13 protein-coding genes are annotated in these 21,026 nt (G+C 41.6%); 9 read left to right on the forward strand and 4 right to left on the reverse strand.

Features of this window, described 5'->3' with window-relative positions; translation table 11 throughout:
* The first annotated feature begins 106 nt into the window (after window positions 1-106).
* Window positions 107-505, forward strand: a complete 399-nt coding sequence (locus AR333_RS24525; RefSeq protein ID WP_253735717.1) for a hypothetical protein — start codon at window positions 107-109, stop codon at window positions 503-505.
* Window positions 506-622: 117 nt separating this feature from the next.
* A complete protein-coding gene (locus AR333_RS04555; protein ID WP_068774113.1) occupies window positions 623-1,678 on the forward strand; it encodes a beta-glucanase/beta-glucan synthetase in 1,056 nt (351 codons plus the stop codon).
* A 1,060-nt stretch (window positions 1,679-2,738) separates the two neighbouring features.
* Here AR333_RS04555 and AR333_RS04560 read toward each other — a convergent pair.
* Window positions 2,739-3,518 (reverse strand): hypothetical protein, encoded by a 780-nt coding sequence (locus AR333_RS04560; RefSeq protein ID WP_068774114.1) that lies wholly within the window; start codon window positions 3,516-3,518, stop codon window positions 2,739-2,741.
* A 568-nt stretch (window positions 3,519-4,086) separates the two neighbouring features.
* Here AR333_RS04560 and AR333_RS24165 point away from each other — a divergent pair.
* Entirely contained in the window at window positions 4,087-4,323 is a 237-nt protein-coding gene (locus AR333_RS24165; protein ID WP_084783501.1) for a RidA family protein, read from the forward strand.
* 200 nt (window positions 4,324-4,523) lie between these two features.
* Window positions 4,524-8,390, forward strand: coding sequence for an S-layer homology domain-containing protein (locus tag AR333_RS04565; RefSeq protein ID WP_068774115.1), 3,867 nt, complete (start codon window positions 4,524-4,526; stop codon window positions 8,388-8,390).
* Window positions 8,391-8,556: 166 nt separating this feature from the next.
* Here AR333_RS04565 and AR333_RS04570 read toward each other — a convergent pair whose 3' ends face one another.
* Together AR333_RS04570 and AR333_RS04575 are read right to left on the reverse strand one after the other, a co-directional pair.
* Entirely contained in the window at window positions 8,557-9,090 is a 534-nt protein-coding gene (locus tag AR333_RS04570; protein ID WP_068774116.1) for a GrpB family protein, read from the reverse strand.
* A gap of 86 nt (window positions 9,091-9,176) precedes the next feature.
* Entirely contained in the window at window positions 9,177-9,791 is a 615-nt protein-coding gene (locus AR333_RS04575; RefSeq protein WP_068774117.1) for a cyclase family protein, read from the reverse strand.
* 246 nt (window positions 9,792-10,037) lie between these two features.
* Here AR333_RS04575 and AR333_RS04580 point away from each other — a divergent pair, with 246 nt between their 5' ends.
* The 5 genes from AR333_RS04580 (at window position 10,038) to AR333_RS04600 (ending at window position 20,329) form a co-directional block, all read left to right on the forward strand.
* Window positions 10,038-13,436 carry a HEAT repeat domain-containing protein gene (locus AR333_RS04580; RefSeq protein WP_253735718.1) on the forward strand — a complete coding sequence of 1,133 codons (3,399 nt, stop codon included), beginning with the start codon at window positions 10,038-10,040 and terminating at the stop codon, window positions 13,434-13,436.
* Window positions 13,437-13,662: 226 nt separating this feature from the next.
* Window positions 13,663-14,559: a hypothetical protein gene (locus AR333_RS04585; RefSeq protein ID WP_068774118.1), complete on the forward strand. Its 897-nt coding sequence runs from the start codon at window positions 13,663-13,665 to the stop codon at window positions 14,557-14,559.
* 251 nt (window positions 14,560-14,810) lie between these two features.
* Entirely contained in the window at window positions 14,811-18,974 is a 4,164-nt protein-coding gene (locus AR333_RS04590; RefSeq protein WP_068774119.1) for an AAA domain-containing protein, read from the forward strand.
* Window positions 18,975-19,141: 167 nt separating this feature from the next.
* Window positions 19,142-19,513, forward strand: a complete 372-nt coding sequence (locus tag AR333_RS04595; protein WP_068774120.1) for a hypothetical protein — start codon at window positions 19,142-19,144, stop codon at window positions 19,511-19,513.
* Window positions 19,514-19,624: 111 nt separating this feature from the next.
* Window positions 19,625-20,329, forward strand: a complete 705-nt coding sequence (locus AR333_RS04600; protein ID WP_068774121.1) for a demethylmenaquinone methyltransferase — start codon at window positions 19,625-19,627, stop codon at window positions 20,327-20,329.
* Between the two features lie 199 nt (window positions 20,330-20,528).
* On the opposite strand, the gene AR333_RS04605 is transcribed toward AR333_RS04600, so the two are convergent.
* Window positions 20,529-20,915, reverse strand: a complete 387-nt coding sequence (locus AR333_RS04605) for a MerR family transcriptional regulator (protein ID WP_068774122.1) — start codon at window positions 20,913-20,915, stop codon at window positions 20,529-20,531.
* Window positions 20,916-21,026: the final 111 nt, after the last annotated feature.

The raw sequence follows: 21,026 nt of genomic DNA on the forward strand, positions 1-21,026 counted from the left end.
CGTAGCTCACAATTAATAGGGAGGTGATAGGCTGTTTATGGTTGTTTGACGATGCTCATTCAATCTGGTGGTGTTCAAAAACCAAAAAATTCGAGGAGGAATTATTATGAAATTCAGCAAAAAAGTAATTGTTGTTGGTGCAGCGGCGATGTTGAGCGTATCTTTATTTTCAGTGTCAGCATTTGCAGACGTAAAGACTAGATCGACAAATGGATATGGAATCTTAAAAGGAACGTTAACCAGTACAGCTTACACGGCATCATTTATTACAAATGTAACTTCAAATAATGATCAAGCCTACTTATCATACTCTTCATCGGTTCAAAATTCATCGGGTGCAACAATTGCGACGAAACCACAAACCAATAGTTCAAGAGGAATAACAACGTTCTATGGTTCTCATGTTGGTCTTCCGGCAGGTTCCTATGCTGTTAATGGGACACATGGTGTACAAGGCGGCAACACATATGGCGCCTATGCGGTTTATACGTATGTACGCATCTAAGCTTGATTAATAGGTAGAAGAAGATGCTTAGACCGTGCAGATAAAGCATTTTTCGTCTTTATCTGCATCGGTATAAGCATCTTCTTTTTTTATTTATAGAATAAGGAGAGAATTTAGATGAAAAAGCTACGGGTCTTTAAAGGGGCAGTTTTCTGTATAATTTTTACAATGGTGATAGCCGGCTGTTCTACGAATAATACGAAAAGCTTGCATTCGGAGGCTTCTCCTGGCCAAACAACTCAAACTCAGAATACATTGGAAGAGAATACAATTGTTAAGGGTAATTTGTTTCATGGTTTTTATAATCCCAAAATTGATGGAAAAGGAAAAATGCTCCCTTTACAGTACAACGGCGGTGAGTTAACGCTCGATTATTCCGTGCGAGCTTCGGGAGATGCCAAAAATGTTGGTTTTCTTATCTTTGTTGATGGAAAACCGCAGCCCTACAAATTGAATAAAACCGCAGCTTCATATCAATATATGCATACTATACAGGTAAAAGAGGATGATCAAGATACACCATTCACATTCTTGTTTACTCCGATCATAGGGAAATCAGGGGACAATCTTCATATCAGCATTGTCAGTATGTATAATCCTTCTTTTCTTCCGGATATGAAAGAGACGACATCGTATGGAGGTTACCAAACAACGTTGGAAACGGGCACGGAACTGATTTTTAACCAAGATACAGAAATGTTGGATATTGCTGCTCTTTCGCAACAAGAGGGATTAAGTAATGTCCACCAGTCAACGGAACCCGTGACGGAGGATTTGCTGAAGAAGCATAGTGTGATGGAGAAAGTTGATGTAGAAGCATTGGAAAAGCGTGTCTTTAGTGACTTATCTGTGAACGGTGAAACAAAGCAAGACAATTTTAAGGTTGATAAGAGTGGAAAACTTAAAATCACATTCAAACTTTTTGGTCATCCTGAAGTAAGATACAGGAATACGTTTTATATTAACCATAAAGCCCTGGCCAGTGAGGAAGTCAGTTCATTCGAAACCGTTTTATCTAAGGGGAATGCGGTTGTTGTGGATGCTGAAATTGAATTAGATAAGCTAGAGGATTTCAATACGTTTTATGTGGTTTCTGTACCTGTTAATGCAAATGACTTCCCGGATGATGTAATAATCGTGCAAAAGACTCCATCTCTACTACTTTATAAGTGATAAGAGGTAAGTGAAGATGTTCTTCGTCATCTGGAACTGGAATTGTACGATTATGTTAATTGGCTCAACTAGCATCGTATTCATGGAACATTAGGCTATATAACACCTGTTCAGTATCGTTAAGAAGTTCGCTCTTAAAAAGGTTTTCTGATTTACTGTTGACAATCCACTACTCGACGAAAGCCTATAAGGAAGTCGGGAATAAGTAAACCTCCAAAGCCACCAGTAATTTATAAAGTTGATCCGGATAAAAAGTCTCCCGGCATAGCTACTTTAAAAAGTCCAATGAAGAAGAGGGAGTTAATAGAAGGTAGTAGGAGAGAGCCGAATGTTTATAAACGTTTGTAGATAATTTAACCGGATCAAAGTGTTAAATCTACGTTATGTCTAATAACAATCCGAAAGCAAAGTGTAGGTTAGTTTTGTAAAATAAGGAAATAAAATGGCGGTACTTACTATGAAAATAGTACCCTTTAACTACTATGACTTTTCTTTTGAATGGAAAAATATTAATAATATCGCAACAGCTTATTTGTTCTGACATTCTCAAGGTTTCATTAAGAATAATTTACCTTGTGAGAGGATTTTATTTTGTAGCGGCAATCAGGCAATCATGTCCAGTTTGGCTCAGCATTCTAGCCGACGATACACAACCAGAATGCGTTATGAACCTAATAACATATTACGTTTACCCTTGGACCGAATCTTTTTTTGGAAATAAAATGAATTGATGTATTAATTAGTTTTATTTTTTGTTTCTCCTATCTTTTTGATAAACTAGTATTATTATACTTGCGGCAACTAAGAAAATACCAAAAACAAATGTTGCATTGGTAATATTCCAAACATATGTCGGGACATTTAACCTAATATTATCCATTGTTATGTATTGAGTCTTGGCATAAACGAAAGAAAACAATAGTACTTTTTCAAATCCAGCAAAAATAATCGCAAAACATCCTGTAAATAACAATACGCTACCGAGAAAAAAAATATATATCACCCCTTGATATTTGTAAGGCTTACACCTACATAGTGTAAGCCTTACTTATTATACTAATTAATAAGGAAATTCAATTGAATAAATTCCGTTAGCAAAGTCATTAGGAAGTTTTTCGGCGGCATTTGCAAAAACCATATTACTTGTTGACGTCGAGATCAATGTTCCATAAGTATACCATTTTGTTACGATATTGCCTCTTGTGTATTGGATCCATGGCCTGAATGCCATATATCCAGTCTTTCCTTCAGGAATTGGCAATTGGTACGCGAGTTGTGAAGAGGTAGAGTTCCCCCAAGAGAAACCGAAATGGCCCCTAATATACTCTTTCCATCCTCCTTCTACACCTACACTAAAAGATTCTTGATAAGTCCTTTGTGACGTCGATTGAATTTGGCAAGAACCTCCACCAACTGGACATTGAACAGAAGCGGAAACTACTTCCTTCGGACCCGTTGATTTCCAATCTAAATCTGATACATAACTAATAATATTATAGGTTGACATTGGGGTTGCTAAACTGTTATCCTTTTCGATTAATTTTTCCTCAATAGGCGTGTGATCCTGCACTTGATTTAGCATTTGGTCCGAGTACTCTAGAATTTCTAAGTATTCTTGTAGAGGAAGCGATGTACCATCAGCTGTTATAGGACTTGAAATATACAGCCTTTGCTTCGTATCGTTGATTACTTCTTCACCGTCTATGAATTCAATTAAATATCTCTGGTTGTCTAATGGATCAGAGTTAGAACTAGCGCTAGCAAAATTACTAGAATTACCGAATAAACACAACGTACTTAATAGAGTAAAAATTAGTGCTTTTGATATAATTGATTTCATGTCTTACCTCCTATATTATGGTATTTTAATACATAAACAAGATAACATTACATTTTAAGATAGTCAACTTTTTATTTAAATTCACTAGCATTGCGTAAACTTTCGTTAGTAATTATTTTGACATAGGAACCATTAACCGGGGTGTCCATATTTTCACAAAATAGTATAATGGACATGTGAACCGGTAAAAACGATCGCCTGACCCGCAAAGTTTACAATATCGAATCTGATCTTCGATCTCAAGGACGATGGTGGTTTGTTAGGCTAGGTTGGAGAAGGAGCACAAACTCAGGATAGCTGTTTCGCGTTAACGCGGCCCTCAGGTAGGATCGGTGGGTGCCGTGCAACGCTGATGTCAATGATTGGGTAGTCGGCGCTGCGGCCGATGATATCACGTGTGAATTACTACGGGAATGGTCATATTGAGGCGCCGGTCGACCTGCAAGCGTACCCGTTTGGGGAGCTATACTCAAATCGCAGGCAATGCAGGCGGCCTTATTCATCCTAAAGACTCACATTGGCTTAGGTTTTCTTTGTTTGCTAACAGCCTCCTTTCGTTACTGAACAAATACATAGTACTTTTTCAGGATTAAAAGAAACTTTTCAAAAATGTGAGGTTCCGCTAGAAAGGGTTGCAAAGGTACATGTATTCTTGAAAAACATTAAGGACTTACCTGAAATGGAGAAGGTATTTTCAGATTACTTTGCCGCAGATTCTTTTCCAGCAAGAATGACAACAACAACAGAGTTTATTGACTCCGACTGCCTTATGATGATCGATGGAGTAGCGTATACAGGCGTATAAGAAAGATTCGATGCCAAAGCATAGGCAACGTCTGTAGTGTGACACCAGCTTAGAATAGGGTGCTGCTATGCGACGCGCCAAAGAACTAAGCTTGCCGGATTGAAATCCCCCGAAGGGTTCTCCCCCGTTTGGGGGATTTTTATTTTTGCGTTTTCCGATTATATTCGACAAAGAGAACGTTAATCAGATGAGGTGGAAACATGTATTTTAACAGAAGGATGACAAAGCTCGGCAGCTTGTTTATCAGCATTATGCTGGTTTGTTCGCTCTTAGCCGGTTGTATTTCGACGTCAAGCTCCGTAACGTTCGACATGCAGGCGCAGCTGTCGGCAGGGGAGCAGTTGTATATGCGCTTCGCTGACGGGACGATAGCGACGTCCGCTGACCAAGCGGGCAAGTCGACTATTACAATCGATAATCCGCTGGGCAAGCAAATCGTCGGCGCTTATATTACGGACGGCACCGTGAGCTGGGTCGCCGGTTATTCGTACGATGGTTTTACTGTAAAGGTCAATTCTACTGCGGCAGAAAAGCCTGCCTTCGCGGCAACGTCCATCCACAAGGGCGTTTCCGTTCCGAATTCTGAGTTCGATGGTTTCTATTCCGTCACGCTCAACGTGTATGGCACAAGCGGCGGGCAGGAGTTGCCGGTTACCGGCAGGACAGAGGTGTTCGTTGGAGCGGAGGGCGCTCAATTTAAAAATACGGATCCGATGGATAGTGGGAACCGGAATAGCGACGCCAATGGCGGATTCTCCTCCTTTACAACAGGCGGTCAGGTCACGTTTGTGATTAAACCGCCCTCGGGAGTGGCCATTGAGGATCTGCAATTACGCATCTGGTCGGGACCGAAGCTGCTGCATTCTGACAGTGCGACAGATTTGTCGGATTTGAAACTGTGGGGCGGCAGCATGGAGCCGGCATTTCACCCCGGTGTAAACTCTTATAAGGTCAAGGTGCCGTATAGCGTGGAGAGCCTGTCCGTTACGGCAGCTGCGTATAGGCCCGACGGGTCGTTGACGATCAATGGAGCGGCTGCAGAATCCGGTATTCCGAGCGGGGAGATCCTCCTGAATGTAGGATGGAACAAGATTCCTGTCACCGTCACGTTGCCGAGCCAAACGTCGAAGACGTATACGGTGAATGTGCTGCGGCACACAGCCATGAAAGGGCTGGGGACTAAGCAGCAGCCTTATCTGATCACAGAACCGGATCACATGGACCAAATAAGGCAGCATCTTGGCATGAAGGATGTTTATTTCAAGTTAGCAGCGGACATTGATATGAGTAAACCAACTGATGATTCGGGCTGGGATCCGATCGGTACAGAGAGGATGCCCTTTAAGGGGCAACTGGACGGCGACGGATTTACCATATCGAACCTGGCCTTTGATCTTAAGAGCGATGGCGGCTTGTTCGGCTACGTTGGAGAAGAAGCTCAGATCCGTGATCTAAAGCTGATTGGCGTTAATGCGAAGTCCTCCCGAAGAGTCGGAGCGGTGGCTGCCGTGAACCGAGGGGCCATTTCGGACAGCGTGGTGGCCGGCATCGTACAGGGAGGCGATGTTGTTGGCGGCTTGGTCGGCATTAATGACAGCACAGCTGTCATCGAACGGAGCGCTTTCTCCGGCCAAGCCATGGGCAATATCCAAGTCGGCGGCCTGGCCGGCGAAAATTACGGCACTCTCCAACGAAGCTATGCTGAGGCAGAAGTGCAAAGCAATAATTCGGCAGGCGGCTTGGTCGGTTACAATGATACTAACGGCAAAATCGAGAACAGCTACGCGATTGCCAGTATAAGCGGATCGGGAAGTGCCGGAGGAATCGCGGGAGGAAACTATGGCAGAATCGGTACAAGTTATGCAGTGATCAAGGTGACGGGGGGGAATCAAGTAGGAGGAATTGCTGGACCCTACGGCTACGGAATGATTGAAAAAAGCTTCTACGACGCTGATGTCGCGAATATAGCGCATCCGTCTTATGGTTTAACGACTTCACAGATGAAGTCGGCTGCTACGTATTCGGAAGCGGGATGGGATATGAACGAGATCTGGATGATCGACTCTAATGTTCAAGCCGGTTATCCGACGTTACGTCGTCTGGCGATGTCGCGTGTGACCTACTACGGCAATGGCCAGACTGATGGGACGGTACCGATCGATCCGCAAGCATATACGTCCGGAAGCTATGCGCAGATCGCCGGCAATGCAAGCGGCCTTGTGAAGGAAGGTTACCGTTTCGTTGGGTGGAACACGGCGGCCGATAGAAGCGGGACGCATGTCGCGCCCGGAGCGCAAATGAAAGTCGGCTCAACCGGTCTCTCGTTATATGCGGAGTGGGCGCTGGACCAGGCACCGGAGCTTCTTTCGGCAAAAGCGGGAGATACGAGTGTCACGTTCGAGTGGTCGGAAGTGCAGTTTGCGACGGGGTATGAGGTATACCGGAGCACGTTATCGAGCGATTACGGAGAGCCGATTCATTCTGTAAGCAGCGCAGTACACAGCTATGTGGATACGGGACTGACGAATGGAACGACTTACTACTACGTGGTGAAGGCGACAAGTCCAGCAGGGGACAGCGAGATTTCAAACGAGCTGAGCGCCACGCCAATTGCGGCTCAGGGTGGAGGCAGCGAAGGCGGTAATACTGGCGGGGAGGACAATCCCGCCGGAGGTAGTGAAGGCGGTAATACTGGCGGGGAGGACAATCCCGCCGGAGGTAGCGAAGGCGGTAATACTGGCGGGGAAGATAATCCCGCTGGAGGCAGCGACGGCGGCAGTACCGGTATCACTCCACCGACTGCCGGGGATACTGAACAGAAAGTCGAAATTGAGCTGCGCGTGAATGGGAAAGTCGTTCGGGACGTATCCGCCTCCAGCGCTGCGGTCGGCGGCCGGAAGGTTACGACTGTAGCGATCGGTGCGGATGGCGCTAAGTCGCTGCTTGCTGCGGCAGAAGAGGGCAGCATCGTCACAGTGCCGGTGACCCAGTCGGCAGACGTCATTGTGCTATCTGTGAGGGGCTCATTGCTGAAGAGCCTGGATGAGAAGCAGATGACACTGAAGCTCCAGACATCGAATGCGTCGTATTCGCTTCCGGCGCAGCTCATTGATCTTGATGCAATATTGAAGCAGATTGGCACGACTGACGTGAATGACGTGAATCTCGAGGTCGAGATCGCTTCGGCTGCGTCCGGCAGGGCAAGCCTTGCAAAAAACGCTGCAGCGCAAGGCGGATTCTCTCTCGTCGTTTCGCCTCTTGAGTTTACTGTAAGAAGCGTACACGGCGAGAAGTCAGTGACCGTCACTCAGTTTGACGCTTACGTCGAGCGGACGATCGTGATTCCTGACGGTGTCGATCCGAATCTGATCACAACGGCGGTCGTCGTCGAGCCGGACGGTGCGGTACGTCATGTGCCTACGAAGCTCGTCGTCTTGGACGGGAAATATCACGCGCTCATTCAAAGCAGGACGAACAGTGTGTATGCTTTGATCGGTAACGAGGTAGAATTCGCAGACGTTGAAGGGCACTGGGCGAAGACGGCGGTGAACGAGATGGGCTCGCGCCTTATTATAAGCGGCGAAGGTGACGGCTTGTTCAGTCCCGATCGCGATATCACTCGAGCAGAATTCGCTGCCATTGTCGTTCGCGGACTCGGCTTGAAGCCCGAGGGTACGGATGCATACGTATCGTACTCGGATGTAGCTGAGAAAGCCTGGTACCATGATGCGGTCGCATCGGCCTCTCAGTTTGGACTGATCAGCGGATTTGAGGACGGTACGTTCCGTCCGAACGACAAGATTACACGCGAGCAAGCAATGGTTATTATCGCGAAAGCGATGAATTTGACCGGCTTGCAGGCTGACGGCAGCACGGCAGACGCATTGCAGCCGTTCACCGACAGAGATGCGGTCTCCAAATGGGCGAAGGAAGCGGTTGCGGGGAGCGTGAAGGCGGGAATTATCTCCGGTCGGAACGCATCGGAACTTGCGCCGCAAGCTTCGATGACGCGCGCTGAAGTCGCCGAGGTTGTTCGGAAGCTGTTGGCGAAATCTGATCTGATCTAGCGAATCTTGCATGCAAACGAGAAGGGCTCTCCCTCGCAGGTTATCTGCGAAGGGAAGAGCCCTTCCTTTTGTACCGCAGCCGCAAATCTATCGCACAGTTTTAGCGCAAGCGCAACCCCGACTACTTCGGCATGACGATGTATGGGCAGCAAAGCTCGGTTCTACGCTATATATCTTTTCTTTCATTTTCAGTCGCCCATTTCATTGCCTTCTTTACAATTTCGGTGCAAAAGGCTTCTTTCTCATCTTGATAGGCATGAACATTATCCGGTGATTGTTGGGCTAAATGTAATTTCAATTTTCCGTATGTTGTAGCTTCATCAGGATGATTCATTAAGTATTCTTTAAAGTTCAGATGATACTCGATGTTTATATTTCCGGCCTCGTAAATATGTACATGATGAGTTCTACAGTCTCCACCCTTCGGAAAATATCGTCGTCCAGCAATTCCTTGTTCCCCTCGTGATTTGTAGCCTTGATGAATCATTTGTTCGTTATATTCGTCTACCTTGATAATATTCTGGACGATAATGAGTATATCAATAATGGGCTTTGCAAACCCGATCTGAGGTACGGAAGTACTTCCAATATGATGGATATCAATTAACTCGTTCGAGAATATGGACTGTAACAGGGCTTCTTCTTTACGGTATAAATCAAACCAGTTTTCCGTCCAAGGAACAATTTCGGTTCTTCTCAAATGAACACCCCATTTGATTATGAATTGTTAGATAGCGTAATGCGTGATTATCACACTAGCATTGATCAACGGTCTGTAAAGATAGATCATTTCACTCGCGCAATCACACGTGCAGGGGAAGAATCCGCCCTGATATGCAGAGGCAGTGCAATGATTTCAAAAGACTTTACATGTCGTAGTTGTTCAACATTCGTTAAGTTTTCTATGATTAGAATGTTATTTTGAAACAGACACTTATGTACGTCAAATGGATACTTATCCGGTGACGGTGTATCCAAACCGATCATTTTCACTTGTTTCCTTACTAATAACTCCGCGAATTCTTCTGTCAGTACGGGATAATCCGTAAAATAATTTGATTGCCCGTAGTATTTACTGTGACCCGTATATAAAATAACAATTTGTTCCTGTTTGATGGACTGCTCATACTCTTCTTTGTAATGGATGGTGGTTTCTTCAGATACATCTAGTAAACATCCCTCACCCACAAAGGTCTCGAGGGGAAATTCGTTAAGGTACAAATTACAATTTATTAGATGCATGGGGCCATCGATATGAGTACCTGCATGCATATTAATGGTTATCTGATGATTATTATAATAATCCTTGTGTATGTACTTGGATTGTAACAATACTGTCTCCGTATCTCCTGGAAACCCTGGCATTCCATCTTGAATGATATGAGAAAGGTCAATTAACATCTTTATCTTTCCTTCCTTAATGATCTCCATATACACCTGATTGTACTACATATTTCGAATTGCGAATGTTCTTACAGTTATTAGTGTCCTCTCTTAATCAAATCTTGCTGTAAATGCCCCTCTACAGCCCATATCTCTGGTCCGTTTATTCGATACATCTACGCTTCGTTGGTTGGATTAACAGGAGAGCATCGCTTCCATGGATTTATTAAAGGGAACAGATGGTTAAATAGAGAATAAAGTGGCATGAAAATAAGAACAGGTGAAAGTGGGGGACTTATGTTTTTCAAAAAAGATCTGCTGGATAAGAAGAATTTACTTGAAGAATTAGATACACTTGGATATTCAGACAGAATTCATAGAATAGCAATACTAGGTCGTAATAATATTGGATCCGCTTCGTATTCCAAATTGCTTTTTTCTTTACTGGAAGGTGGTGCCTACGAGGCACATCTTGCATTAACCGGTGCGAGTGTAACACACAATGCAGCTATTATTTTGCTGGCATTAAAGCATCCTAAAGCCTCTGTTAGAAATCAGGCAGCAGGACTTTTAGCCAAAGTGGTCTCCGATATGGATATTGAACGTGAAATAGTAACTTTATCGTATGATTGTCGCCGCAAATTATTGCACAGTATTTCATTTATAGATCGCAAAGAATTGGCAGAGCGTCTATTGCCTCTTGTGTATGCCCGGTGGGGAGCGCAGGAGGCATCCATTTTACTGCCGGCATGTCATAAGGAAACGGTTAGTAAATGGATATTAGATATTGGATATGCGATTCAAAGCTGGTCTAAATTAGCTAGTCGGCATATTGACGTGGTTGCGGAGTATTTTAAAACAACTTTAGAAAGCACACCCCTTAGGGAAAAGGGATCTGTTTGGTGGAGATTTTCATCCGCTATCGAAATGTTATGCAATTTAAAAGGGGATTTGGTTTTAGAATGTGCCCTGAAACACAGCCCGATGGGAATCATACATCCTGCGCTAAAAAAACAGCTGGGTATTTTAATTCGTATCAATCCTGATGCCGTGTATAGGCTGCTAACACGAAATGAGTCGCGAAGCGATCTGATTTCTCAAGGAGTACCGGACGGTATTTTAAAAAGGAGAGATTGTTTTTCAATAGATCAATGGATCGAATTGGCGAAATTACTTGCCGAATACCCGGTGCATGTAGCGAAATTACTTCACCATATAGCTCCTTCAAATCGTAAAGTGCTCTTTGATTCCGTATATGAAGAAGATAAACGCCAAGAGCGCATTTTTCCAGAAATATTACTGTATGAGTTGCCGCATGCTTTACGTGATAAGGAAGCAGCCCGAATGCTTGGTATCCGTGAAATCTATGATAATCGGGAAAAAACAATGAGCATTACTGCTTGTCGTTCTATTAAGCATTCAAGGGAGATGCTTAAAAAAGCAGCACATGTATCCAGTGCAGAAGAACGCGCTAGGGCACTTACGCAGCTGATTAAGAGTACGGCTCTTTCGAGACAAGGTGTTACGGAGACTTTAGTGTTTCTGGGCCGTATCAAGAATGATCAGGACTCTGTGCGATATGCAGTGTTGGCAGAGCTTTCAAACAGTCCCATGTCCCTATTCACGGATGAGAATATAAGAGAGCTTACACTACTTGTTGATAGTGTGATTGAAGCTAGGGATACTTCATATGGTACAAAGGCTGCAACTCAAAACTTAGCTTTTCTCATTATGCGGTACCAGGCATCAAATCCCCAAAGCGAGATTTTCAAGTTCGCTTTAAGAACGATTGTAAAACTAGCTAAACAGAAGGGCCACCCGCTATTACCATCCTTAGAGGGAAATTTTCCTCGAGGTATAGAAGAAATACTATTTGACGAGATGTATCCATTAGCTGTGGAGGAAAACAAAAGAGAAAACTATAATTTTGTGATTAGTTTGGCAAATTCATTCGGAAAAAGAGGTTTTAGCCTATCCAAACTTCAAAGTTTATTAAAGGAAGCGACGAAAGCGAATATAGATTCTATAGCCGTGCAGGCGACAAGACATTGGCTTGCGTCTAATAAAACACGTGATGAAAGAGTCAAAGAATTACTAGCTTCGGATAAATCTTTTATTACCATTCATGAAGTATTCCTGCATTTGCATCTAAAACGTCAAGAATGGTTAGATCCCTTTATTTCGGGTGCCGTTATTAAAGGTAAGTTTTTATCGGGCAAAACCATTTATATTGTTCCGGCTGCGGAGGGGTTTAACAGGTGGCTGCCGCGTCAGCAAAAATCGTTCAGTTCCTTATTAGAAAGAATTGCATTCGATGCTAAGCACAGTCTTTGGGAGCGTTCAAGAGTTATCAAGATCATGGCGAGAATGCCTGATCTTAGCCCGGGTAAGATACTAGAACTTTTGAAGGATGACGAGGTATCTGTAGTAGAAGCTGCACTTTATGCCCTTTCATTATCGGACGAACCCGAAAAGGCACTCCCCATTCTACTACAGAATTTAGATGGAGATAGAGCTCGTGTAGCCATGTACTCGATCCCCAGATGCAGTCGTAAAGTTAATCCGGTTGTATTGACTTCAATGCTCCAAGAACTTTTAAATCGGGACAAACTGAAAATCACGGTTAGAAAAGAAGCCATCAGGTTACTGGGTGCTTATAGAAGTAGTGACAGCATTCCGCTGTTAATGAACGAGTTTGAAAAAACAAATTCACATAAGGATGTCATCATTGCAATAGGGCATGCTGCAAGGCAGCTTCTGGATGATGAACGTGGATGGACGATTATAAGTTCAATGGCAACTTCATCACAAAGTGATATTGCAAGGAGTTTATTATTCCAACAGCCTAATGAGCTTCCAGTAGAATATAGACCTCGATATCTAGAATTAATCATTGCAATTGCAAGTCATACGGATGCGGATGTAGGAAGATATGCTTTCAATTGTATGATGCATTGGACGAATGGCAACGAAGAAAGAATTGCGATTGCCACGGCAAAGGCTATTGTGGATTTAGAAGATAGTTCTAGATGGAATGCTGCAATGAACACGTTGATCGAAACATGCCGTGACGGTAAGGTCAATGAGATTGTAATAGGCGTGTTTAAGCATTTGGCTAGTGCTGCAATAAGTGATGATTGGAATGCAAATGCTGCAAGAGATCTGCCTCATCGGCAACGTCTCTTGAAATTTGCAGACAAGCTGGTATCTTTGCCGACGGGTACGCGTGTAAACCTTACACCTTTGTATAGGGGTATTATTGACGCTCTGGAGCCCAATGAGACACTCAAGCATGTTGAAATGAAATTGTATATCGCCTCAATGGATTGGAATCATGTAGAGGGAGCCGTTGCGAATCTAAACAGGATGGTTAGTCGTATTTCAAAGCAGCCGCATCTTTTGAGTGAAGCTTATAAGCAGACTGCGCTAAGTTTAAAAGACAGCAAAGGGTATTGGAATCCAGAAACCGCTGCAGCTATTGTAGAAGTACTGTGGTCTGAAGGTTGTTACGAATCCCAGTTTATTGGACTTTCTATACTTGAGGTTGCCGGAAGAGCTTTATTGTGGAGTCCGGATTGTGTTAACCTTCTAAAATCCTATAGGAATCACATAAACATTGAGATTCGCACACTTGCTTTAGACATTTGGACAGCGATGGATTAATTATTCTTATAATGTGAACTTGAATCGACGATAAAGGATGTATTTATGGAGGGAATGGGGGGCGAGCTTAAATAGGCCGCGCCCCCTATTTTAGGTTTTGGAAGTTGTAACTGATTTGGATTGAACCGTCCATGATGATTAAGCTATGGAGAAGAAGCAATAAAGTTAGAACAAGCCGCACTCTACATAACATCGTGGCAGGCTTAAGCTAAGGGGGTTAAGGAACATGAACAGATTTATCATAGGTCAATACGGGAGCTTTGACTATAAGAAGTACAACAGAGACTTCAAAGAAGGATTTTATGGTATTGAAGCGTGTTTGTTTAATCATGAAAATGATATTGCGAACTTATTAAAAGAAGCCAAGAAAGTAGGATTTCAAATAGGCGTGCATTTCCCTTTGCGGGCAGGAATTTCAAGACTTAGGGATGCGTTGTTTCTGTCCAGTGATAGGATTGTTAGATTAGAGGCCTATAATATTATTCAACAGGAGTTAGATTTTATAGCTGCTATAAAGCCTTCTTATGTTCTGTTTCATTATCCCAAGCCTGTTATCTTAGATGAGAGGGTTGATTGGAGTAAGTGGCGTTTTGAAGATAGAAGTGAATATGAGTATGAAAATTTACATTCCTTTAAGGACTTCAAAGAAACTAGTGAACTCTTATTTACGTGGCTTTCCCAAAAAGGTCGTGAGTATAACTTTACTCCTATTTTAGAGTTTGATGTTTTGAATAAATATATATACAACGATAATTTTCTTGAACAATTGTTGGAAAAGCATAGCGATATAAGGCTTTGTCTGGATACAGCAAGGTTATTTTTGCAAGATAGATTAGATCCATTCTTTGATTCCAAATTAGCCATAAAGAAATATGCAAGATTCGCAGACACGATTCACTTGTCTAATGTTCAAATCACGGACGATAATACTATTAAAAACAATCGATATCCCGTGTTGCCTAGTCAAAACCCAAGTGAAGGCTGGGCTCCAATCCAAGAATACTTACATACCATCATTCAAGAGAACAAGAACGTAAAGATAATGTTCGAGCATAGGTCAGATTTAGTCTCAGATGAAGAACTGTGGGAGTGTTATAACTGGGTAAACAAATTTTTTCAGTAGACTTAAATAATTCATTTCATTGTTAAGAAAATACTGCCACATCAGGTGTGACTGTACACTCAGGTCACGGGCCGGATGGTTTAAGATGATATGTGGTGAACTGTATCATAAATAGTCCGAAATTTCATACGAAATACAAAATGAGGACAATTCTGTAAAATAATATTTATATAAGAACAGCATTAATGATACTATGGATATGGGTATTTTTACCTACTGTTTAACACAAACATTAACTGAGGAGAAATCAAATGCAGGAAATACTGAAACTATATCGAGATCGTTTGACAGATCTTACTGCAAATAATAAAAGTCTCAAACTGATGAGGCTCACTAATAAAAACCATTTTGACATTCACTCATTTGCGAATATTGAAAAGGGGCTTGAAACATGTGTTATGGAAGGTGTTTGTGCACAGAAAGACGAGATAATTCTTATTCCACAGAGTAGTCTTGAGGAAGAAGCTGTCCTTGCAAATCGTAAACTCATCCAACTCAAGAGAGAAATTGATCTCATTGAACAGGAAACTGGGAATAATCCATTCTACGTTGGTTATGGTTTTCTTGAAGGTTATTTAGTACCTAATTTTTTTATCAGATGTCCTATTTTATTCTATCCAGTGAGATTGTCTAGAAAAAACGTAAATAATAAACCGTTTTGGATGTTAGAAGTAGGCGAAGAGGCTTCTCCATTTATTAATCGAACTTTCATCATGGCTATTCATAAGTACGTCGGAGGAGACATAAGTTTATCGATACAAGAAGAGTTGTCTTCATTGCCTGCTAATTTACCAGAGATTTTACCTTATATTTATGAACTTCTTAGGAAACACGATATCTCCTTGACATTAGAGACTTCCCAAGTAATCATGCCCTTTAAAAACATGAAGAAGGAAAACATTCCAGAAGGTAAAAAGGGATTTACGTTGTATCCCTATGCATTAATGGGCAAGTTCCAGCAATCTGCTAGTACTTTGTTAAACGATTATAATTCATTGCTTGAAAACATGCCCGAGACTGGGTTCTTAAATGAGCTATTTAACGGGTCGGAAAATAGTGAAGGCGATTTTGATGAAATATCACTTGAAGAGTTGAATAAGGTACATCCTTCAGAGAATTTCTTTGTTCTTGATACAGATGCGAGCCAAGAAGCGGTGGTAATTGCTTCAAGAAATAAAAAAGGACTCATTGTGCATGGTCCACCTGGAACAGGGAAATCCCAGGTAATTGTAAATTTAATTGTTGATCGTATGTCAAAAGGGCAAAAAGTGCTATTAGTGTGTCAAAAACCCGCCGCTCTTGATGTTGTGTATAATCGATTAGGACAAATCAATTTACAAAGTCATGTGGCTTTAGTACATGACTTTAATAAGAACAAGGTAGATGTGTATGGAAAAATAGCTTCGGTCATTGATCGAGCTTTACCTAAGACAGGACAGGATTATAGCCGCATCTCTAACGAAAAGCATGTATTAGCAGAAAAGCTAAATCAAATTGCAAGTGCCTTGCACAAAGAACGTCCGTTTGGAAAAAGTCTTTTTAATTTGTACAGTATGGCCAAATTGGATCAGGCTCAGATCATCGAGGTAGAAGATTTACTAAACAACCTAACTTATAATGATTTGGAATCGCATCTTGTTGATCTTAAGACAATTATTGAACTTAAAAAGAAGTACGATAATCGTAACTATCCATGGAGCAAACGAAAGAGCTTCGCTGCCTTCACAGTAAAGCAACATCTGGAATTAAATAGTATATTAGAACCGATGGTTATGGACATTAAAAAAGCCGTTGAAGTAAAGAGAGAAACCAGTGTATTGTTTGAACCTGTATATTATCTTGAGAACATGCCCGTACTTCAAGAGTTGGAAAAAGCGATTGTGGCGCTGAAAGAGCGAGGTTTGTATAAACATATTACAAAGTTTTTTAATGATGAGAAACGAGAGTCCGATAACGAAGTTTATCTTGAAATGGTTAGACAAAATTATGGGATACTTCTAAAAAAGATAAACATTTTAAATCATCGGCCAGAACCTATTACTAATCTTTCTTATGAAGAGGCTACAAAATGGAATGAGAAAATTACTAAATTTGATGAATTTAATAAGAAGCTAACGAGGTTCCTTAATTCTAATTGGTACTCATTAAAAAAGGAAGTTCAAGAACATTGTAAGGCAAATGGGATTTCCTTTGATGGTCATTCTGTGCGAGAGTACCAAGAGAAGATTGAATCCTTCTTATTATTTGAAAAACTTCGTCTAGATACACTTGATGTACCCTTCTTTTCGGATTCTACGATGGAGAATAAAATCGAACAGTGGAATACCTGGTTGAAGTTAAAGGAGAAGTCGATCCAATTTCTTCATGCCTTTGTGCAAGCACAAGTGGCATTCCCGCAGTTGCTTAGGAATCCAGAGAGTAATAGCGTTCTAGAAGATTATCATAGCGAAGCTGGTGTTAAACAAGTTCAAGGACTTATAAAATTAGCCGAACTTACTAAAGAACTGCATATAAAATTAAGTAGTTTGAGATTATATTTGATCGATGAACAAGTTAATGATCTTAAACAACAGATTAATGCGGGTATATATAACCCTTCTGACTATGAAGGTCTACATAAAACATTGAACCAGTTCGATAGCTTATGTCGCTTGGATCAAATGAAGGAGGAGTTAGGGAGTTTTAAAAATGTTTTGCTCGAGCGATGTGCTAAGAAATCATCACTCGAAGATACTCCAGATGTAGTTACATACTGGATTGATGTTATTCGAAACAGTTTTTTACACGCTTGGATTCTACAGATTGAATCTACCGATCCTCAAGTTAAGGATGTCTCGACAGAGATTTACGATCGGAACTTGGCGAGATTCAGAGATCTACTAAAGGAGAAACGCAAAACTGTTCCATCACTGATTGATTCGGTACTGGCGAATACATCAGCTCAGGTAGTAGGGAGCACGAGGCAAAAGCTAAAACATGAATCTAATAAGAAACGAAAACTAATTCCTCTTCGTCAAGTTGTTGGGCACTTCTATGAGGATTTATTAAAGCTTATTCCGTGCTGGTTATGTACACCTGAAGCAGTCAGTGCCATTTTTCCAATGAATCAGGATATGTTTGACCTCGTCATATTTGATGAGGCTTCACAGTGTCCTGTTGAGAACGCCGTCCCTTCGATTTATCGTGCCAAGCAATTGATAATTGCTGGGGATGAGAAACAGCTTCCACCTAGTTCTTTCTTTCAAGCTTCCAGTGATGATGAAGACGAAGAGGAAGAAGATAATGCTGCTTACGTTGATAATACGGACAAACATGCGAAAAGCTTATTAGAATGGGCAAAACCGAAATTCCCTGATAAATGGTTAACATGGCATTATCGTTCTGAGTACGAAGAGCTCATTAATTTTTCGAACTATGCTTTTTACGATAAAAGAGTCCAAATTGCTCCTTCAGTTGCAAAGGGTGGCGATTCAAAACCTATTGAATTTATCAAAGTGGATGGCCAGTGGGAAAATCGATCCAATCGAATTGAGGCGGAAAGAATCGTAGATACCGTTATTGACGTTCTTCAAAATGATACAAGGAAACCAACGCTTGGGATCATAACATTTAACAAACAACAGGCTGATTTAATTAATGATGTGTTTGAAGCAAGAATGGCGGCTAATACAGATAACAAAATGCTGATCGAGGAAGCCAAGTCGCGGAAAAATGGTGAAGAGAACGTAGGATTATTTATTAAAAACATTGAAAATGTTCAAGGTGATGAGAGGGATGTAATTCTTTTCTCAGTGGGCTATGCAAAAGACATGTCGGGGAAAATGGTTAGTCAATTTGGCCCGCTTTCAAGAGATGGCGGAGAAAATCGTCTGAATGTTGCGATCTCTAGGGCGAAGAAAAAAGTATATATTGTCTGTTCATTTGAGCCAAGTGAATGGACAAGAGTTGAAACGTATGCCAGAGGGGTTAAATTGTTCAAACGGTATTTAGAATATGGTAAAGCCATATCTGATAACAACTATGAACTGGCTCAGTCAATGCTAAATGGGCTCGTGGATGCTACGAATGTACAGGACTTACACAACCAGCTGATATTTGACAGTGGATTTGAAGAAGAAGTTTGCCATGCTTTACGGGCTCGTGGATATGAGGTTCATACTCAAGTAGGTTTCTCGGGATATCGAATAGATTTGGCCATCGTTGATCCAGTAAGTAAGGAGAAATACATCCTGGGCATTGAATGTGATGGAGCTGCGTTTCACTCTTCAAAAGTGGCCAGAGAAAGAGATCTGTATAGGCAACGATTTTTGGAAAGTAAGGGATGGAGAATCCATCGTATTTGGAGTCGTAATTGGTGGTTGGCCGGAAATAAGGAAATTGAAAAGATTATTTCCTTGATAAAAGAAATTGCCTAATTAGCTATCAATGAGACTATTATGTCATTTTTGATGTTTTGCAGGGCCCTCCAATCAGGGTGTCCCTTTTATAATTCGTTGATAGAGTGATACGCGCGAGCCCTATGACAAATAGTTCTAAACAAAAAAACGATTACAAACTAGTATTTTAAAGGTGGGGCTTCGTCATGTCTTGGTTCATGCTTTGCGCTATTTACAACCTGTTGTTTGGCATCTTTCATTTAACTTTCTGGAAATTACTCGTATGGAAAGTCGAATTAAAGCGGGTGTCACCAGATAATAGAGCGGTTATGCAGACGTTGAATTTGTGTTTGACATTTGTGCTTTTTTTAACGGCCTATTTGTATTTTTTCCATGCGGACGAAATGCGGACGACATCATTAGGCGAAGCGGTTACATATGGTGCAATGATATTTTGGATGGTGAGAACCATTTTACAAATCATGCTTTTTAATCTGAAGAAAAGAGTGCATCAAATACTGCTGGTTATATTCTTGACAGGTGTGGTCGTTCATTTAGCCGCCATAGTTAACTTGTAACATTAGCTTATAAATATGGTATATTTGTATTCACAGTTAGTGAGCAAGAGCGGCAGTTCTCTATTAAATGGGATTAAATTAAAAAATGAATTTGTGAAAGAGGGGGATTTCATGTCTGAACAAACAAAGTCGGAAAGGGTTCATCATGTATTTGAAAAGATATCGAATCAATACGACTCGATGAACTCTATCATCACTTTTAAGAGACATATCGCATGGCGTCAAGATGTCATGAAACGGATGAATGTTCAAGAAGGAAGCAGAGCTCTTGATGTATGCACGGGAACCGGGGATTGGGCGATGGCATTAGCAGATGCTGTTGGAACGCGCGGAGAAGTAATTGGACTGGATTTTAGCAACAACATGCTCAAAATTGCACAAGATAAGCAAGAAAAGCAAGCTTTAAAGCAGCTTACATTTATCCAAGGCAATGCCATGGAGCTCCCTTTTGAAGATCATTCATTTGATTATGTAACCATTGGTTTTGGTTTAAGGAATGTACCCGATTATTTAACCGTTTTACGCGAAATGCACCGGGTAACAAAACCTGGCGGCAAAGTAGTTTGTTTAGAGACATCCCAACCAACATTAATCGGTTATAGACAACTTTCCCTCTTTTATATGCGTTATATTATGCCGCTGCTTGGAAAATTTATTGCCAAAAGTTATGATGAATACTCATGGTTGCAAGAATCAGCCCGTGATTTCCCGAACAAAAATGTACTTAAACAAATGTTTGTAGAAGCGGGATTCTCCAAAGTTGATGTAAAAAGCTACAGCGGCGGCGTCGCAGCCATGCATATGGCTGTAAAATAGACGGAACGATTGAAGGGGCTCCGAAGATATGCTTCAAGTTTAGGAGCACGGCGTCTGAATCTAGTCCTTTTCGAGCAATGTCCAAATACAAAAGTTAAACACACCCAATAACGGTGTGTTTTTGTTATGCAGTCCGTTCGGATTTTCAACGACTCTAATTGTTCTCTCGACGGCTTTCGAAGATAAAAGTCTGATAGCATCAGTTTTTTAAATTCTCCCGATTTCTTCTCAGCAGATTGATTTGCATTTCCAGCTTTTGTTGTGCTTCGTCCAATGTTTTTCTTTGTTCAATGATTTCCATTCGTTTTTTTTCGTACACTTGCAGCAATTCTTCGCAATATATCCCTTTATTCTCGTCTGTTTCCTGAATTTCAGGGTACTTGCAATACATGATATCCCTGATCTGGTCTATTGTTAGACCTAAGCCCAAATACATTTGTATGGTACGAACGCTTTTAACCGACGATTCATCAAATTCGCGATAATTATTGGCTAGTCGTGAAACCTGAAGCAGTCCTTTGGACTCATAATGGCGTATGGAGCGTATGCTGGCCCCTGTATAATCTGCCAATTGGCTGATTTTCAACGAAAACAGCTCCTTAACATCCTGTTATTGTTTTTCCATAGTATGGCATATCAACCTGTTCTGGACAAACAATGGAGGCACTCTTGAATGCAACAACGCCTTGATTGAGGT

This window comes from Paenibacillus sp. FJAT-26967 (assembly GCF_001541095.1).
Taxonomy (GTDB): domain Bacteria; phylum Bacillota; class Bacilli; order Paenibacillales; family NBRC-103111; genus Paenibacillus_F.

Excerpts from the sequence above, each read along its gene's own strand:
- AR333_RS24525 (WP_253735717.1), top strand. The coding sequence starts at position 107 with ATGAAATTCAGCAAAAAAGTAATTGTTGTTGGTGCAGCGGCGATGTTG.
- AR333_RS04555 (WP_068774113.1), top strand. The coding sequence starts at position 623 with ATGAAAAAGCTACGGGTCTTTAAAGGGGCAGTTTTCTGTATAATTTTT.
- AR333_RS04560 (WP_068774114.1), bottom strand. The coding sequence starts at position 3,518 with ATGAAATCAATTATATCAAAAGCACTAATTTTTACTCTATTAAGTACG.
- AR333_RS04565 (WP_068774115.1), top strand. The coding sequence starts at position 4,524 with ATGTATTTTAACAGAAGGATGACAAAGCTCGGCAGCTTGTTTATCAGC.
- AR333_RS04575 (WP_068774117.1), bottom strand. The coding sequence starts at position 9,791 with ATGTTAATTGACCTTTCTCATATCATTCAAGATGGAATGCCAGGGTTT.
- AR333_RS04580 (WP_253735718.1), top strand. The coding sequence starts at position 10,038 with ATGAAAATAAGAACAGGTGAAAGTGGGGGACTTATGTTTTTCAAAAAA.
- AR333_RS04585 (WP_068774118.1), top strand. The coding sequence starts at position 13,663 with ATGAACAGATTTATCATAGGTCAATACGGGAGCTTTGACTATAAGAAG.
- AR333_RS04590 (WP_068774119.1), top strand. The coding sequence starts at position 14,811 with ATGCAGGAAATACTGAAACTATATCGAGATCGTTTGACAGATCTTACT.
- AR333_RS04595 (WP_068774120.1), top strand. The coding sequence starts at position 19,142 with ATGTCTTGGTTCATGCTTTGCGCTATTTACAACCTGTTGTTTGGCATC.
- AR333_RS04600 (WP_068774121.1), top strand. The coding sequence starts at position 19,625 with ATGTCTGAACAAACAAAGTCGGAAAGGGTTCATCATGTATTTGAAAAG.